The sequence below is a fragment of the Allobosea sp. RIT-PG3_2 genome (assembly GCF_057321085.1).
In genome coordinates, this window is record NZ_JBXWCA010000001.1 from 698,600 (window position 1) to 716,257 (window position 17,658).

Here is a 17,658-nt window from a genome sequence, read left to right on the forward strand (position 1 = left end):
ACCCTAGCGGCGGCCTTTCTGCAAAAACGCGACGGTGATGATGACGAAGCCCTGCACGGCGGCATTGAGATAGACGCTGATCAGGCTCGTCAGGTTGAGGATGTTGCCGATCACCGACAGCAGGATCGCGCCGATGACGGTGCCCGTGATGCTGCCGTGCCCGCCCTTCAGCGCAGCGCCGCCGACGATGACCGAGGCGATCGCTTCCAGTTCCCAGAGCAGGCCGGTGGTGGGCGATGCCGAGCCGAGCCGCGGCACGTAAAGCAGCGTGGCGATGCCGACGCAGATACCGAGCAGCATGTAGGTGAGAATCTTGACCCGCTCGACATCAACGGCCGCATAGCGGGCGACCGTCTCGTTGGAGCCGATCGCCTGGACATGGCGGCCATAGACCGTCTTGTTCAGGATCAGCGCGCCGATGACGGCGACCACGAGGAAGACGATGACCGGGATCGGGATTCCCGCGACGCTGCCATAATAGACGGGGGCATAGATGTCGGCGAGATTGTTCTCCAGCGTCAGCGCGCCGCCATCGGCGAAGTAGGTCAGATAGGCGCGGAAGATGCCGAGCGTGCCGAGCGTAACGATGAAGGGCTCGATCCGGCCCTTGGCGATCAGCACGCCGTGGATCAGCCCGAAGGCGGCGCCGAGCAGCACCGCGAGACCTGCGCCGCAGATCACTGCGAGCACGGGCGAGCCCAGCACGCCGGCCGCCCAGTTGATGAACATGATGACGCAGCCGGCGATCAGCGCCGCCATCGAGCCGACCGACAGGTCGATGCCGCCGAGGATGATGACGAAGCACATGCCCACCGCGATGATGCCGATGAAGGCCGTGCGGGTGAGCACGTTGAGGCCGTTGTCGAGCGTGGCGAAATCGCCGTTGAGCAACGCGCCCAACCCGCAGAGCAGGATGAGGCCGACCACCGGGCCGATGCTGGCGATGCGCTCCGCCAGCGGCGTTCCCGCGTCGCGACGGCCGGCAGCGGCGCCGGCCTGCACGGTCTCAGGCTGCGACATGGCGCGCTCCCGTTGCGTAGGCGATCATCGTCTCTTCCGTCATGTCGTCGCCGCTCACCGTCGTGACGAGCCGGCCTTCGCGCATGATCGCGACGCGGTGCGCGAGGCCGATCAGCTCGACGAGCTCCGAGGAGATGACCACGACTGCGAGCCCCTGCGCCGCGAGCTTCTGGATCAGGAAATAGATCTCGCGCTTGGCGCCGACATCGACCCCGCGCGTCGGCTCGTCGAGCACCAGCACCTTCGGCTGCGGGTGCAGAACCTTGGCGAGCGCCAGCTTCTGCTGGTTGCCGCCGGAAAGCGAGGCTGCGCGGGCCTCCAGCGAGCCGGTGCGAATGCCGAATTCGGCGACCGCCGCCTTCAGCGCCTCGCGTTCGGCGCCCTGATCGAGCCAGGGCGTCGCATAGCGCTCCAGCGCCATCAGCGTCAGGTTCGGGCGCAACGCAAAGGCGGTGTGCAGTCCCTTTCCCTTGCGATCCTCGCTCAGATAGGTCAGCCCGTTGCGGGCGGCGTCCCGCGGCGAGCGCAGCGCGACGCTCTTGCCGTCGAGGGTGGTCCTGCCCTCGCCCGGCCTGAGCCCCATGATGCCTTCGAACAGCTCGGTCCGCCCGGCGCCGACCAGCCCGGCGAAGCCGAGGATTTCGCCCGGCCGAACCGCGAAGGAAATATCGCGCGCCCAGCCGGGAACGCTGAAGGCCTCGACCTGCAGTGCCGGCGCTACGGAAGCTTCCGGCTCGATCTTGTCGGGGAAGAGATCGGAAATTTCGCGCCCGACCATCATCGTCGCCATGTCGTGGCGGGTGAGGGAGGCGGTGGGCGCGCGGCCGACCAGCCTGCCGTCGCGCATCACCACGACCTCGTCGGTGATGCGCTCGACCTCGTCGAGCTTGTGCGAGATGTAGACGATGGTGACGCCTTGCGCCTTCATGCGCTCGATCAGGCCGAAGAGCCGCGCAACCTCCGAAGGCGTCAGCGTCGCCGTCGGCTCGTCCATGATGAGGAAGCGGGCCTTGCGGGAGAGCGCCTTGGCGATCTCGACGAGCTGCTTCTCGGCGACGATCAGGCGCCGCACCGGCGTCTCGGGATCGCGGGCGAGACCGACTTCGGCAAGAGCCGCCTGAGCCTCCCGGCGCATGGCGCGCTCGTCGAGAAACCAGCCCTGTCGCCGCTCATGCCCGAGGAAGACATTGCCGGCGATCGACAGATCCTCGGCCAGGTTGAATTCCTGGTGGATCAGGACGATGCCGCGCGCCTCGGCGTCTCGCGAGCCGGCAAAAGCGACAGCCTCGCCATCGACGAGCACGCGGCCTTCGCTCGGTTGCTCATAGCCGGCGAGGATCTTCATCAGGGTCGACTTGCCGGCGCCGTTCTCCCCGAGCAGCCCGTAGACGCGGCCGGGCTCCAACGCGAAGGAGACGCCGTGCAGCACCTGGACCGGGCCGAAGCGCTTGACGATGCCGTCGAAGGCGACGGACAGGCCCGGACGATCCTGCCGCATTTCGCTCATGCCAGGCTCCCGCTGCGCAGGGCCTCGCGCATGGCGAGCACGCCGGCGCCGATCAGCCCCGTTTCAGGGCCGAGAGGAGCGGCGGTGATTTCGAGATGGCGGGTCGAAAGCGCCAGCGAACGCTGGTTCACGCTTTGGCGGATCGCGGCCAGGAACATCGGTCCGATTGCCGAGACGCCGCCGCCGATGAAGATGTGCGACGGGTTGTAGAAATTGACGAGCGCCGCGAGCACCTGCCCGATCAGCCGGCCGGAGCGGCGCACGATGGCATCGGCCTCCGCATCGCCGGCGCGAGAGGCGGCACCGACATCGCTCGCATCCACACTGCCCTTCTCGGCAAATCTCGCGGCAAGCGCGGGGCTGCGCCCGCTCTTCGCCGCATCCGTTCCCATCGCCACGATCGCCGGCGCTGCCGCCATGGCCTCGACGCAGCCGCGGTTGCCGCAACGGCACAGCGGACCTTCGGGGTCGGCGCAGATATGGCCGATATCGCCGGCCGAGCCCGTGGCGCCGCGATAGAGCTCGCCATGACAAACGATGCCGCAACCGATGCCGGTGCCGACCTTGATGACCAGGAAATTGTCGATCTGCTTGCGCTGGCGCCAGAGCACACCGAGCGCCATCAGGTTCACGTCGTTGTCGACGAAGACCGGGGCATCGGTGATCTCGCGCATGTCGTCGCGGATGGCGTAGCTGTCCCAGCCCGGCATGAGCGGCGGGTTGACGAGCTGGCCGACGGCGAAGTTGACCGGGCCGGGCACGCCGATGCCGACCGCGAGGATCCGGTCCTCGGCAATACCGTGCTGTGCCAGCATGGCGGGCAGCAGACTGCGCAGACGCGCCATGATCGGCCCCGGCCCCGCCTGGACATCGGCCTCCTGCGAATGCCGGGCGATGAGGGAAAGGTCCGGTCGCAGCAACGCCACGTCGAGGCTGGTCGCACCGATATCGACTCCGACGAGCACGCCGATGCGGCCGTGGACCCTGAGCGTCTCGGGGCGGCGCCCGCCGGTCGAATGCTGGACACCGGCCTCGTCGAGCAAGCCCTGATCGAGCAGGCCGGCAGCGAGCGCATTGGTCTTGCTGCGCGAGAACTGCAGCGCGTCCGCGAGCGCGTGCCGCGCGACGCCGCCCGACCAGAAGGTCGCCTCAAGCAGCGCGAGCTCGTCCGGACTCAACCTGTGCCAGGGCAAGGCTATGGCCGTCCTCCCATATCCGTTCGGTCTTGTCGCGACCGATTACCCTGAAGCTAGGAAAGGCCGGGCGGTCGGTAAAGACCGAACTTCAGCCAAGAGTTGGCGAAAGAGAGATCGAAGACGTGATGGCGTTACAATGCGGCGATTGGATCGCTCGTCCGACGCGCGCTCCTTGGCGCTCTGTGACCGCCTCCACCGGGACAGCGACGATGTGCTGCGCTTGGAGTGACAAGGCGGACTCCGAGCACACCGCGCAAAACCGCCGACGCGCGCAGCCAAATTCAGAATACCCGCTGAAACTAATACTTATATCTTACGCAAATGATATCCGCCGCTATTTCAGAGATTTATTAGAGACCATATCAAATCCAATAGTACGATTTACGCGAATACCGATCGCCGCGGCTGTAAATATAATTTTGCTTAGATTTCACCAATACCGTTCGCGCACGGTGATCAACCGCACCACGCGCCCGCTCACAAGCTGAAATTAACTCATTTCTGCCAGCATAGCCTCACGTACCAGGCAGAATGGAACGTCCTCCATGATGCCCGGGAGCTGAACACAGGCCCGTTGATACGACGATACCGATGGATCTTCCGACCCTCTGGTACCTCACGATCGGAACGCTCCTCATCGCGTTCGCGATGACGCTCTGGGAGCGGAAAGCGCATGCCCAGCGGTCGCGGGAGCTCGGCCTTTGGGCAGCCGCCTATGCCGCATTCGCCGTCGGCTGCGTCCTCGCCATGAATCGCATGGCGTTTCCGGGCGTCGTCGGCCCTGCCCTGACGAATGTCGTCATGATGCTCGGCTACCTGCTTGTGCTGCAGGGCGTGGCAGCGCTGGATGGCAAGGGCTGGCGCCCGAGTCGCATTACCTGCCTCCTGGCGGCTATCGGCGCTGCCTGGCTTCTCGCCGGAGCCGGCTGGGGAAGCATCTTCTGGAACCATGTCAGCGCGTTTCCCATCGCAGCCATCAGCGCCCTGACCGCATTCACGCTCTATCGCAGCCGGACGGCAAAAGGACTGCGCTCTCGGCCGATCGCGATTGCCGTCTTCGTTTGCCATAGCGCCTTCTACGGCGCCCGCACCTTCGTCGTGCCGGTCATCGTGTCACTCTACGGCGACGGGATGCTGCCCATCGTGGCCAAGATGACGATGTACGAGGCGGTGCTGTTCTCGGTTGCGATGCCCATGTCGTTTCTCGCGCTCGTGCGGGAGGAGGAGCGGGCCGGGCTTCTGGCGGCGTCCCGCACCGACTACCTGACCGGCCTCAACAACCGTCACGGCTTTTTCGAGCTCGGCGCCGAGCTGCTGCGGCAGCAGCGCACAAGCGCGCCGCATTCGTTGCTCGCCTTCGATCTCGATCACTTCAAGACGATCAACGACAAATATGGCCACGACGCCGGAGATCGCGTCCTGAAGCTCTTCGCCAGCATCGCCCGCGAGACTGCCGGGCCCGATGCCATGGGCGTTCGTCTCGGTGGGGAAGAATTCGCGATCCTGCTGCCGAACACGGCCGGACAGGAGGCCCGCGCGGTCGGACAGAGCGTGGCCGAGCGATTTGCCGAAATGACGGCCCGCGCTGACGGGCTGGGCATCCCCGCGACGGTCAGCGTCGGCCTGGCAGAAGCCGGGACGGGCGACGTCGACCTGACCGAGCTTCTGGCCGCGGCGGACCGCGCCCTTTATCGCGCCAAGAAGATGGGCCGAAATCGCATAGAGATCGCAAAGCCCGGCAAGATCGGCCGAGCGGCCTGACCGGCGGTCCCGGCCCTGCAAGGCGCAGGGTAAACGGAGCCGAGTGGCATGCGCTCGGTGGTTGTTCATTTGGTTGAAATCCGACGCGGTGGCCGGAAATCGGACGCTGCAATCGCGGCCGTTAGCAGATCAGTGGATAGCTTCACCGGTCGTCCAGCTTCCGCATGGCGTAGGCCGCCTACCGTACGCTCCACCAGGAAGGATCGACGCTCTGATTGATGCGGCCTAGACGCCAATCGCTCGATGAGGTCAGCGTCGAGCCGCATGTGGTGCTTCCAAGGCGCACTCTCATCACCTCAATGCCCGCTCGTTCGCTGGAAGCTTCGCCCAGCGCGGTGATGGATATCAAGCGACGACGGCACCGCCATGGCCCGGCCACATCCACCATGCTTGAAGAACGCTCCCAAAAATTTGGGGTCCATTCGAAGAGACCCACTGGGTCCACATCGAAATAAAATCCAATAAACCCGTTGTTTTCAATGGATCTTCTTTGGTGCCACTGAAGTGGCGCGACCTACGGGAGTCGAACCCGTCTCCCCAGCGTGAAAGGCTGGTGTCCTAACCGATAGACGAAGGTCGCTTTGCCTCGAACCGGGAAGGTTCTTGCCGAAGCGGGGCGAGGTATAGTGGCAGGCCTCCCGCTTCGCAAGCTCCCGTTCACAAGAAATGTCACGGAGCCCTCGTCAGATCGGACGAGCGAGATCGAGGATGCGCAACTCCGCCGTCTCATTGCCGCCCCAGCGATTGAGCGAAAGCGTCGCGGCGAGGTGAACGGTCTCGCCGCGCGCCGCGAGCAGGGCTTGGCCCAGCGGCTCCTGCGCCGCGCGGAAAGCGATGCCGCCGATGGTTGCGCCATCGCCGGAGCGCAGCTTGATGCGGACATGGCCGCCGCTGCCGATCTCGATGGCATCGGTCAGACGGTGCGCGGGGAAGACGAAGACGGGCTCCGGGCTGCCCGAGCCGAACGGGCCGGCCTTCTCAATCTCGGCAATGAGGCGCGGGCTGGCGCCGCCGGCGCTGAGTGCGGCGTCGACGAGCAGCGCCTCGGCCTCACCCGCTGCTCCGACCTCGCGTGCCAGATGTTGGTTGAGAAAGGCATGGAAGGGCCCGGCCTGCCCGCCGGCCAGCGTCACGCCGGCCGCCATGGCGTGGCCGCCGCCCTTGACCGCGAGACCGGCCTCGACCGCCGCACGCACGGCACGCCCCAGATCGACGCCCGCGACCGAGCGGCCGGAGCCGGTGGCCCCACCCTCCCCGTTCAAGGCGAGCGCGAAGGCGGGGCGGCGGAAGCGCTCCTTCAGCCGCGCGGCGACCAGACCGACGATGCCGGGGTGCCAGTCGGCACTGCCGGCGAGCAGCACCGGCATGTCCTCGATTCCCGCCAGCTCATGCTCGGCCTGCGACACCGCCTCCAGCACGGCGAGCCGCTCGATCTCCTGCCGCTCCTGGTTGAGGCGGTTGAGCTCGGCGGCGATGGTGCGGGCCTCGACCTCGTCGTCGGTCATCAGCAGGCGCGCGCCCAGCGCCGCATCGCCGATCCGCCCGCCGGCATTGATACGGGGGCCGAGCAGGAAGCCGAGATGCCAGGGCTGGATCGGGCCATCGAGGCCGGACACGTCCATCAGCGCGGCGAGGCCGGGACGGGCACGGCTGCGCATCATCGCCAACCCCTGCCGCACGAAGGCGCGGTTGAGGCCTTGCAGCGGCACGACATCCGCCACCGTCGCCAGCGCGACGATATCAAGCGCGGCCAGCAGATCGGGCTCACCGCCGCGCGCGGCCCAATGGCCCTGCCGGCGCAACTCGCGGCTGGTGGCGACCAGCGTCAGGAAGACCACGCCGGCGGCGCAGAGATGACCGAGGCCGGAGAGATCGTCCTGCCGGTTCGGATTGACCAGCGCTTCGACAGGAGGCAATCGCTCAGGCGCCTGATGGTGGTCGAGCACCACGACATCGAGGCCGAGCCGGCGCGCCTCCGCCAGCGGCTCGTCGCTCGTCGTTCCGCAATCGACCGTGACGAGGAGGGTCGCGCCCTCGCCGGCCAGCATGCGGATCGCCTCGCTGTTGGGGCCGTAGCCCTCGATCAGGCGGTCGGGGATATGGATGCGCGGGCGCGCTCCACCTTGCGTCAGGAAGCCCGCGAGCAAGGCGGAGGAGCAGGCGCCGTCGACATCGTAGTCGCCGAAGATCGCAACGCGCTCGCCACGCAGCGCCGCTTGGGCGAGCCGCGCCGCGGCGGGTGCCATATCGGTGAGGATGGCGGGATCGGGCAGCAGGTCGCGCAGTTTCGGCTCGAGGAAGCGCCCAGCCTCGGCCGGCTCGACACCGCGGACGGCGAGCAGGCGCGACAGAATGTCGGACAGGCCCTCGCGCTGGGAGAGCGCTTCCGCCCGGCCGAGCCCGGCCGTATCCAGCCGGTCGCGCCAGGGGCGGCCGAGCGCGGAGCGGGTTACGCCAAGAAAAACACGGGGCTGTATCGGACTCATCGTGCCAAGGGCGTCGCGCAAGCGGAGCATAAGGTCAACCAGCGCCGAACTTGGCCGGCCCGCGAACGGCCGCCATACTGCGCCGAAGCCGCCGGCAAAGGCGGCATTCGGGGCGGGACATGCTGCACGAAACCGACGTGGCGATCGTAGGCGCCGGACTTTCGGGGCTTGTCGCTGCCTGCGAGATCGCGGAAGCGGGGCGCAAGGTCGTGCTGCTCGACCAGGAGCCGGAAGCATCGCTCGGCGGGCAAGCCTTCTGGTCGCTCGGCGGGCTGTTCCTCGTCGACAGCCCCGAACAGCGGCGCCTGCGCATCCGCGATTCGCGTGAGCTGGCTGATGACGACTGGTTCGGCTCGGCCGGCTTCGACCGGGCGGAGGACGAATGGCCGCGGCGCTGGGCCGAGGCTTATCTCGACTTCGCCGCCGGCGAGAAGCGCAGCTGGCTGCACGCCATGGGCATGCGCTGGTTCCCGGTCGTCGGCTGGGCCGAGCGCGGCGGAGGCCTCGCGACCGGCCATGGCAATTCGGTGCCGCGCTTCCATGTGACCTGGGGCACGGGACCTGGCGTGCTGGAACCCTTCCTGCGCCGCGCAAAGGAAGCACAGGCCAAGGGGTTGCTCTCGTTTCATTTCCGCCATCGCGTCACCGGCGTCACGAAGAGCGGCGGAGCGGTCGACGGGGTCGAGGGCGATATCCTGGAGCCGAGCGCCGTCGGGCGGGGCGAAAAGAGCAGCCGCAATGTCGCCGGGCATTTCTCGCTGAAGGCACAGGCCGTGATCGTCTCCTCCGGCGGCATCGGCGGCAATCACGATCTCGTCCGGGCGCAATGGCCGGCGCGGCTCGGCAAGGCCCCTGCCCGGTTGCTTTCGGGCGTGCCCGATCATGTCGACGGCGCGATGCTCGGCGTGGCGCAGGCCGCTGGCGGCCGGCTGATCAATGGCGACCGGATGTGGCACTATGTCGAGGGCATCGCCAACTGGGCGCCGATCTGGCCGCACCATGGCATCCGTATCCTGCCCGGCCCCTCCTCGCTCTGGTTCGATGCGCGCGGCAACCGCCTGCCGGTGCCGCTCTTCCCCGGCTTCGATACGCTCGGCACGCTCGAGCACATCATGGGGACCGGCTACGACTATTCCTGGTTCGTGCTCAACCGCAGCATCATCGCCAAGGAATTCGCGCTGTCGGGCTCCGAGCAGAACCCCGACCTGACCGGCAAGAGCTGGCGGCAGGTGCTGGGCCGTGCCGGCGGCGGCGTGCCGGGGCCGGTGCAGGCCTTCATGGACAAGGGCGAGGATTTCATCGTCGAGGGCGATTTCTCGCGTCTCGTCACGCGCATGAACGAGCTGACCGGCGAGCAGTTGATCGACGAGGCGGATCTGCGCGGGCAGGTCGAGGCGCGCGACCGCGCTCTCGCCAATCCCTTCGGCAAGGACCTGCAGGTGACGGCGTTGCGCGGCGCGCGCGCCTATCTCGGCGACAAGCTGATCCGCACGGCGAAGCCGCACCGCATCCTCGACCCGGCGCATGGCCCGCTGATCGCGGTGCGCCTCAACATCCTGACGCGAAAGTCGCTCGGCGGGCTGATGACGGATCTCTCGTCGCGCGTTCTGGACGAGGCTGGCGAGCCGGTGCCCGGGCTCTATGCGGCGGGGGAAGCGGCCGGCTTCGGCGGCGGTGGCGTCCATGGCTACCGCGCACTCGAAGGCACCTTCCTTGGCGGCTGCATCTTTTCGGGGCGGGCTGCAGGGCGGGCGGCGGCGCAGTCCATCGCCTGACAGAGACTTTTGCACGCAAGGATCGATTGCGAACAAAACGCGAAAATGATCGAATCCGGGCCATGCTCGCCCTTGATTCGCCGCTGCTCGCCACATCCTATCTCGACAATCTCAACCCTGCCCAGCGGCGGGCGGCGACGTATGGCGTGGGCGTGCCGGCGGCTTTGCCCTTGCTGGTCATCGCGGGGGCGGGCTCCGGCAAGACCAACACCCTCGCCCACCGTGTCGCGCATCTGATCGTCACCGGCGCCGATCCGCGCCGCATCCTGCTGATGACCTTCTCGCGCCGGGCGGCGACAGAAATGATCCGCCGGGTCGAGCGGATCGCCCGCAAGGTGATCGGCGAAGGTGCTGCCGTCCTGACCGACGCGCTGACATGGGCCGGCACGTTCCATGGTCTCGGAGCACGGCTGCTGCGCGAGAACGCCGAGCAGTTGGGGCTCGCGCCCTCCTTCACGATCCATGACCGGGAGGATTCGGCCGACCTGATGAATCTCGTGCGCCACGAGCTCGGCTTTTCGAAGACAGAGGCGCGTTTTCCGACGAAAGGCACCTGCCTCGCCATCTACTCGCGCTGCGTGAATGCCGAAACGGAGATCGATAGGGTGCTGGCGCGCTCCTACCCCTGGTGCGTGAACTGGGCGGCCGAGCTGAAAAGCCTGTTCGCGGCCTATGTGGAGGCCAAGCAGCGCCAGAGCGTGCTCGATTACGACGACCTGCTGCTCTACTGGGCGCAGATGATGACCGACCCGGATCTCGCCAGCGATATCGGCGAGCGCTTCGACCATGTCATGGTCGACGAATACCAGGACACCAATCGGCTGCAGGCGTCGATCCTGCTGGCGCTGAAGCCCGATGGCCACGGCGTGACCGTCGTCGGCGACGATGCGCAATCGATCTACGCGTTCCGGGCGGCGACCGTCCGCAACATCCTCGACTTTCCCGCCGCGTTCTCGCCCGCGGCCGAGGTCATCACGCTCGACCAGAACTACCGGTCGAGCCAAGCCATCCTCTCGGCCGCCAATGCGGTCATCGATCTCGCCGCGGAGCGCTTCACCAAGAACCTCTGGACCGAGCGCGCGGCCGGCTCAGCCCCCCAATTGGTCAATGTCCGGGACGAAGCCGACCAGGCGCGCTTCATCGCCGAGCGGGTGCTGGAGAACCGCGAGGCCGGCGCCACCTTGAAGGAACAGGCCGTTCTGTTCCGCGCCTCGCATCACAGCGGGCCGCTGGAGATCGAGCTGACGCGGCGCAACATCCCCTTCGTCAAGTTCGGTGGGCTGAAGTTCCTCGATGCCGCCCATGTGAAGGACATGCTGGCGCTGCTGCGCTTCGTCGAGAACCCGCGGGACCGGGTCGCGGGGTTCAGGCTCATGCAGCTGCTGCCCGGCGTCGGCCCCACGACCGCGCAACGCGTGCTCGACCAGATCGAGCTCGCAAGCGAACCGCTGGCCGCCCTCGGGGCTGCCGAGCCACCGCAGCGAGCCGGAGCCGACTGGCCGGATTTCCTCGCCACGATCGCCGCGCTCGCCTGCGGGCATGCGGCCTGGCCCGCCGATCTCGAACGTGCCCGGCTCTGGTACGCGCCGCATCTGGAACGCAAGCACGAGGACGCCGCCAGCCGGCAGGCCGACCTCATCCAGCTCGAACAGATCGCGGCAAGCTATCCCTCACGGGAGCGTTTCCTGACCGAGCTGACGCTCGATCCGCCGAACGCGACAAGCGACCGGGCGGGACCGCCGCATCTCGATGAAGACTATCTCATCCTCTCGACGATCCATTCGGCCAAGGGGCAGGAATGGTCGTCCGTCTTCGTGATGAACGTGGTCGACGGCTGCATACCGGTCGATCTCGGCGTCGGAGCTCCCGACGAGATCGAGGAAGAGCGGCGTCTGCTCTATGTCGCGATGACGCGCGCCAAGGACCATCTCGACCTCATCGTGCCGCAGCGCTTCTTCACGCATGGGCAATCGAGCACGGGCGACCGGCATGTCTATGCGGCGCGCAGCCGCTTCATTCCCACCACGCTGCTCGGCCGCTTCGAGCAGACCGCCTGGCCGCGCGCGGCAGCGCAACCCGCCCGGCCGCCGAGCGCGGGTCCACGCATCGACCTGCAGGCGCGCATGCGCGGCATGTGGCGCTGAGGCTGCCCCAACCGTTGCGGCACTGCCGGTGGGACAAGAAAAAAGCGGCCGGGAGCAACCCGGCCGCTTCTGAACAATGCTTGCGCTGCGATAGGCTCAGTCGAGTTGGAACTTCGAGAACTCGCGGTGCTCGCCATAGATGCGGCGGACCGTGCCGGTGATCGAGCGATAGACCAGCGTCTCGGTCTCGATGAAGTCCTTGCCGAACTTCACGCCCGAGAGCAGGCCGCCATCCGTGACGCCCGTCGCGCAGACGATGACGTCGCCCGAGGCCATCTCCGACATGTCGTACTTCTTGTTCGGGTCAAGCACGCCCATGCCGTGGGCGCGCACGCGCTTCTCCTCGGTGTCGAGGATCAGCCGACCCTGCATCTGGCCACCGACGCAACGCAGCGCCGCCGCCGCGAGCACGCCTTCCGGCGCGCCGCCGATACCGAGATAGAGGTCGATGCCGGTTTTCTCGGGCTGGGTGCAGAAGATCACGCCAGCGACGTCGCCATCGGTGATGAGGCGGATCGAGCAGCCGGTCTTGCGGACCTCCTCGATCAGCTTGGCATGGCGCGGGCGGTCCATGATCAGCGTCGAGATCTCGTTGGGCTTCACGCCCTTGGCCTTGGCCAGCGCGTTGATGTTGTCGGCCGGCGAGGCGTCGAGATCGATCACGCCCTTGGCGTAACCCGGGCCGCAGGCGATCTTGTCCATGTAGACGTCGGGTGCGTAAAGCAGGCTGCCGGCGCCGGCCATCGCCATCACGGCGATCGAGCCCGGCATGTCCTTGGCGCAGAGCGTGGTGCCCTCGAGCGGATCCACCGCGATATGCACCTTCGGGCCCTGCTTGTTGCCGACCTTCTCGCCGATGAACAGCATCGGCGCCTCGTCGCGCTCGCCCTCGCCGATGACGATCTCGCCGTCGATCGGCAGGCGGTTCAATTCGCGGCGCATCGCGTCGACGGCGGCCTGGTCGGCGGCCTTCTCGTTGCCGTGGCCGCGCAGGCGGGCGGCGGAGACGGCGGCGCGCTCGGTGACGCGGACGAGTTCCATCGAGAGATAGCGCTCGATGATCTGATCGGGGGAGATACGAAGATCGACGGACATGAAATGAGGTCCCCTTGCAAAGACGTGGCTGGGTACGGGCGCGAAGCCTATTCCCGCTCTATGCGAATAACTTGCGGCGGTTCCGCGACATGGCCATCGGCCGTGACCTTTTCGAGCGCGGCGCGGATGGCGGTCTCGCTGGTGGCGTAGGTGATCAGCACGACCGGGACCGGCGCGCCGGAGCGGCCACCCGGATCGCGGGTCACGGCCTCAGGCGAGCGACGCTGGACGATGCTTTCGAGCGAGATATCGGCTTCGGCCATGCGGGTCGCGATGGCCGCGGCGGCGCCGGGCCGGTCGGCGACGGCGAGGCGGACATAGTAGCCGCCTTCATGGCGTTGCATCGGGGCGCGCTTGGCTTCTTCCAGACGCGCGACCGGCAGGCCGAAGGGCAGACCGGCCGTGCCGCGGGCGACATCGGCGATATCGGCGACGACGGCCGAGGCTGTCGGGTCGCCGCCCGCGCCGGGACCGACCAGCGTGATCTCACGGACCGCGTCCGCATCGACGCTGACGGCGTTGAGCACGCCCATCACCTGCGCGATGGCCGAGGATTTCGGCACCATAGTGGGATGCACGCGCTGCTCGATGCCGGTCTTGGTGCGCTCGGCGACGCCGAGCAGCTTGATGCGATAACCGAGGTCGTCGGCCATCTTGAGGTCGAGCGGCGTGATCGCGGAAATGCCTTCGACATGAATCGCTTCGGCGTCGATCTTCGTACCGAAGGCGAGGCTCGTCAGGATGGCGAGCTTATGCGCCGTATCGAAACCCTCGACGTCGAAGGTCGGGTCCGCTTCGGCATAGCCGAGACGCTGGGCGTCCTTCAGGCAGGCCTCGAAGGTCAGCCCCTCCTGCTCCATGCGCGAGAGGATGTAGTTGCACGTACCGTTGAGGATGCCCGAGATGCGGCTGACATTGTTGCCGGCCAGCGCCTCGCGCAGCGTCTTCACGATCGGGATGCCGCCGGCGGAGGAGGCCTCGAACGCCAGGGCCGCGCCTTTCGCTTCAGCCAGTTCCGCCAGCGCGTTGCCATGGGCAGCAAGCAGTGCCTTGTTGGCGGTGACGACATGCTTGCCGGCCGAGAGCGCCGCCTCAACGGCCGCCTTGGCCGGCCCGTCGGAACCGCCCATCAACTCGACGAAGCAATCGATCTCGTCCGACTGCGCCAGAGCGACCGGGTCGTCGAACCAGGCGAGGCCGCCGAGATCGATGCCGCGATCGCGGCTGCGATCGCGCGCCGAGACGGCGGTGACACGGATGGCGCGACCACAGCGGGCGGCCAGCGCATTCTCCTGGCGCTGGAGAATTCCGGCGACGGCTGCTCCCACCGTGCCAAGGCCGGCAATGCCGACCCGCAAGGGCGTGTTCTCGGGGAGTGGGGCGTGCATCGTCATGGCGTGGGGGTCGCATGCGGCGCAGTTCGAGTCAACGGCGCGCCCGCCTCCCCGGCCGCCGCGCGGCCAGCCAAGGCACGGAACTTGCTTTGAATTCCACGAGATGCCTTCGCCGTTTCCCACCTCTGGAAGGAGACCTGCGATGCTTGCGACTGCCCCACTGCAAACCGCGACGGATACCGCCGAGATCGCCCGGCGCATCGATGCGGACGGCTATGCCGTCATCGAAGGCTATATCCCGCCCGCCGAGCTGGGATCGGCCCAGGAATTCGTGCGGCAGGCGGTGGCGCGCAACGGCGGAAACTACCTCTCGATCCGCGGCGCGAACGGACTCGAAGGAACGTTCCTCCACTCCTGGCCGGAGGACGCGGACTTCATCGCGCTATGTCACGCCATCTATGAGCGAACCACCGGCAAGGTCGCGCCCGACGCACCGTTCTATCAGGTGCTGCGCTGCCTCTCCGGCAGGCTAGCGGCCGCGAATTCCCTGAACTTCCACTACGATTCCTATCTGCTGACGGCGCTTATCCCGATCATCATCCCCGAGCGCGGCAAGACGGGCGACCTGCTGATCATGCCCAATTCGCGCAAGCTGCGTTCATCCTACGCACTGAATTTCATCGACAAGATCCTGCTCGACAACCCGCTTTCGCAGAAGGTCCTGAGAGCGCGCTATGAGCGAGGGCATCGCGGCATCCGGCACCTCAAGCTCACGCCGGGCAATCTCTATCTGTTCAACGGGTACCGCTCGATCCACACCAACGAAGCCTGCGACCCCGACGCGATCCGCTCGACCGCGCTGCTTCACTATGTCGACCCGCATGCGGACAGCGCCCTCAAGCGCCTGCTGCGGCGGGAGTAAGCCGGGTCGACGCCTTCAGCCGAAATGGCAGACCACTTCGGCTGCGACGCGCTTCACCTTCGCGTCCTCGAAACCGAGATAGATGCGCAGCAGGTTGGTACCGAAGGCCGTTGCCTTGATCGTATGCAGCGCCTCGATGGAATTGCCCTCGGAGACCGTGCTGTTCTCGACGGCCGGCGTCCAGAACCAGGGCTTCGGAGGGTCGATCGTGACCTCGGCGAGTTGGCGCTCGGCCTCGGCCCGGCCGGTGCCGACGGGGATGAAGCGAGAGACGATCTCGGTCGCGTCACGGGCGCATTCGCGTCCGTTCGTCACCGACAGAACCTCCGAGACCAGCGCCGAATTCGTCTGGGGAATCCGCCCCTTCGAATAGTCGTAGGTCGCGACCAGACAGACCAGGGCGAAGACGGCGAAAGCAACGCCGAGCAGGCGGCCTTTTCGTGGCATGGGAGCGGGCCTCGGGCGCGATGCGGAACGAGCCGTCCGCATCGCATCGGTTCCCATGTTTTGCGGCCTTGAGTCCAGAGGCCGAAGCACCACACCCTCTGAAGTTCTGCCCTACCCCGCCTTCGGCATCTGGATGACGTTGTGCAGCGTGGCGTCGGCACCCTTCAGGAAGCGTCCGATATTGCGGGCGGCCTGGCGGATGCGCTGCTCGTTCTCGACGATGGCGATGCGGACATAATCGTCGCCATGCTCGCCGAAGCCGATGCCGGGCGCGACCGCGACCTCGGCCTTCTCGATCAGCAGCTTCGAGAACTCCAGCGAGCCGAGATGGCGGAACTTCTCCGGGATCGGCACCCAGGCGAACATCGATGCCTCCGGCGCCGGGAACTCCCAGCCGGCCTTGCCGAAGCTCTCGACCAGCGCATCGCGGCGCTTGCGATAGATGTCGCGCATCTCGCGGATGCAGTCGTCGGGGCCGTTGAGAGCCGCCGCCGCCGCGACCTGGATGGGGGTATAGGCGCCGTAGTCGAGATAGGACTTCACGCGCGCCAGCGCCGCCAGGAGCCGTTCGTTGCCGACGGCGAAGCCCATGCGCCAGCCGGCCATGGAGAAGGTCTTCGACATCGAGGTGAACTCGACGGCGACATCGATCGCGCCCGGCACCTGCAGCATCGAGGGCGGCGGATTGCGGTCGTCGAAATAGACCTCGGCATAGGCGAGGTCTGAGAGCAGGATGAGCTCGTGCTTCTTCGCGAAGGCGACGAGATCGCGGTAGAAATCGAGCGAGGCGACATAGGCCGTCGGGTTCGCCGGATAGCAGGTGACGAGCGCGATCGGCTTCGGCACCGAATGCATCACCGCCCGCTCCAGCGCCGGGAACATCGCCGGTGTCGGCTCGGCCGGGACCGAGCGAATCACACCGCCCGCCATCAGGAAGCCGAAGGCGTGGATCGGATAGCTCGGATTCGGCACGAGCACGACGTCGCCCGGGCCGGTGATGGCCTGCGCCATATTGGCGAAGCCCTCCTTCGAACCCAGCGTGGCCACGACCTGCGTGTCAGGGTTCAGCTTCACCCCGAAGCGACGCTCGTAATAGTTCGCCTGGGCGCGGCGCAGGCCGGTGATGCCCTTCGACGCGGAATAGCGGTCGGTGCGCGGCTTGCCGGCGGTCTCGACCAGCTTCTCTATGACATGCTTCGGCGCCGGCAGGTCCGGATTGCCCATGCCGAGATCGATGATGTCGACGCCCTTGGCGCGCTCGGCTGCCTTGATCTTGTTGACCTGTTCGAAAACGTAGGGCGGCAGGCGCTTGATACGGTGAAAATCGGTCATCTCGAACAGGTCCTCGGCCGGAGGCGCCGGCAATATCTTTTCGCGCGCATCACTTCCTTGCGCCGGAGGTGCTTAGCACCGCATCTTTCGTCCGCACAGGAGAAAAAACGCAAGATTTTGCGACTGCGACGAAATGGCGACACCTGCGGCGGGGCGCTCCGCTGCAAAGACGAAAGCCGTCGGTCAGTTCGTGGGGATCTTTGCGGGCTGCGGTGGCGGCGTCGCCCCCAGCGCCTTCGCCTGGTTGCCGGCGCTTTCGTTGACCTGCCGCTTGGCCTCGAGCTGGGCTTCGATCTTCTCGAAATCCGAGCGCCGCTTGCAGGGGTCGTTCGCGCCGCGGGCAGGCTTCGGCGCAGCGAAGCGGGCGGCGTCTCCGGACGGCACATAGGGCGGCGGCGGCTTCGGTCCCGGGCAGAGGGTGTCGACCGGGATCCTGCTGCCGACAGCGATGTAGTTCGTGTCCGCCTGCCGGGTCTCCCTGACGAAGGTCTTCGCCTCCTGCGGCGTCGTCGCCATGCCGGCTGCTTCCGCCACGCCCTTGATGCCTTCGTCGCTCGCGCAGCCTGCCAGGGCGAGGCCGGCCGCAAGCACCACCCCCGCAATTAGAAGCGGCTTTCTCGCGGGCATCTCGATCGGCAT

General features: G+C 67.0%; 13 protein-coding genes and 1 tRNA gene. 4 read left to right on the top strand and 10 right to left on the bottom strand.

Features of this window, described 5'->3' with window-relative positions; genetic code table 11:
• Positions 1-3 precede the first annotated feature (3 nt).
• The 3 genes from AC2FAN_RS03130 to AC2FAN_RS03140 are packed head-to-tail and all read right to left on the bottom strand — an operon-like array spanning position 4 to position 3,720.
• On the bottom strand, positions 4-1,020 hold the full coding sequence (locus tag AC2FAN_RS03130) for an ABC transporter permease (protein ID WP_265052919.1): 1,017 nt from the start codon (positions 1,018-1,020) through the stop codon (positions 4-6).
• On the bottom strand, positions 1,007-2,527 hold the full coding sequence (locus AC2FAN_RS03135; RefSeq protein ID WP_485172682.1) for a sugar ABC transporter ATP-binding protein: 1,521 nt from the start codon (positions 2,525-2,527) through the stop codon (positions 1,007-1,009). Before AC2FAN_RS03135 ends, AC2FAN_RS03130 begins: the two co-directional genes overlap by 14 nt.
• Entirely contained in the window at positions 2,524-3,720 is a 1,197-nt protein-coding gene (locus AC2FAN_RS03140) for an ROK family protein (RefSeq protein ID WP_485172683.1), read from the bottom strand. Before AC2FAN_RS03140 ends, AC2FAN_RS03135 begins: the two co-directional genes overlap by 4 nt.
• Positions 3,721-4,314: 594 nt before the next feature.
• Here AC2FAN_RS03140 and AC2FAN_RS03145 point away from each other — a divergent pair.
• Positions 4,315-5,484: a GGDEF domain-containing protein gene (locus tag AC2FAN_RS03145; protein WP_485172684.1), complete on the top strand. Its 1,170-nt coding sequence runs from the start codon at positions 4,315-4,317 to the stop codon at positions 5,482-5,484.
• Between the two features lie 505 nt (positions 5,485-5,989).
• Here AC2FAN_RS03145 and AC2FAN_RS03150 read toward each other — a convergent pair.
• A tRNA-Glu gene (locus tag AC2FAN_RS03150) sits at positions 5,990-6,064 on the bottom strand.
• 103 nt (positions 6,065-6,167) lie between these two features.
• Entirely contained in the window at positions 6,168-7,970 is a 1,803-nt protein-coding gene (gene recJ, locus AC2FAN_RS03155) for a single-stranded-DNA-specific exonuclease RecJ (protein ID WP_265052878.1), read from the bottom strand.
• Positions 7,971-8,089: 119 nt separating this feature from the next.
• Between recJ and AC2FAN_RS03160 the strand changes: the two genes are divergently transcribed.
• Both AC2FAN_RS03160 and AC2FAN_RS03165 read left to right on the top strand, forming a co-directional pair.
• Positions 8,090-9,745, top strand: coding sequence for an FAD-binding dehydrogenase (locus AC2FAN_RS03160; protein WP_485172685.1), 1,656 nt, complete (start codon positions 8,090-8,092; stop codon positions 9,743-9,745).
• Between the two features lie 62 nt (positions 9,746-9,807).
• Positions 9,808-11,889, top strand: a complete 2,082-nt coding sequence (locus tag AC2FAN_RS03165; RefSeq protein ID WP_485172686.1) for an ATP-dependent helicase — start codon at positions 9,808-9,810, stop codon at positions 11,887-11,889.
• A 96-nt stretch (positions 11,890-11,985) separates the two neighbouring features.
• Here AC2FAN_RS03165 and glpX read toward each other — a convergent pair whose 3' ends face one another.
• Together glpX and AC2FAN_RS03175 are read right to left on the bottom strand one after the other, a co-directional pair.
• Positions 11,986-12,984, bottom strand: coding sequence for a class II fructose-bisphosphatase (glpX, locus tag AC2FAN_RS03170; protein WP_265052875.1), 999 nt, complete (start codon positions 12,982-12,984; stop codon positions 11,986-11,988).
• 47 nt (positions 12,985-13,031) lie between these two features.
• Positions 13,032-14,372, bottom strand: coding sequence for a homoserine dehydrogenase (locus AC2FAN_RS03175; protein ID WP_265054799.1), 1,341 nt, complete (start codon positions 14,370-14,372; stop codon positions 13,032-13,034).
• Positions 14,373-14,520: 148 nt separating this feature from the next.
• On the opposite strand from AC2FAN_RS03175, the gene AC2FAN_RS03180 reads away from it, so the two are divergent.
• Positions 14,521-15,240, top strand: a complete 720-nt coding sequence (locus AC2FAN_RS03180) for a hypothetical protein (RefSeq protein ID WP_485172687.1) — start codon at positions 14,521-14,523, stop codon at positions 15,238-15,240.
• A gap of 15 nt (positions 15,241-15,255) precedes the next feature.
• Here the strand turns inward: AC2FAN_RS03180 and AC2FAN_RS03185 are convergent, their stop codons facing one another.
• The 3 genes from AC2FAN_RS03185 to AC2FAN_RS03195 form a co-directional block, all read right to left on the bottom strand.
• Positions 15,256-15,687 (bottom strand): hypothetical protein, encoded by a 432-nt coding sequence (locus tag AC2FAN_RS03185; protein WP_265052873.1) that lies wholly within the window; start codon positions 15,685-15,687, stop codon positions 15,256-15,258.
• A 111-nt stretch (positions 15,688-15,798) separates the two neighbouring features.
• Positions 15,799-17,019: an LL-diaminopimelate aminotransferase gene (locus AC2FAN_RS03190; RefSeq protein WP_265052872.1), complete on the bottom strand. Its 1,221-nt coding sequence runs from the start codon at positions 17,017-17,019 to the stop codon at positions 15,799-15,801.
• Positions 17,020-17,202: 183 nt separating this feature from the next.
• Positions 17,203-17,658: a hypothetical protein gene (locus AC2FAN_RS03195; protein WP_476807306.1), complete on the bottom strand. Its 456-nt coding sequence runs from the start codon at positions 17,656-17,658 to the stop codon at positions 17,203-17,205.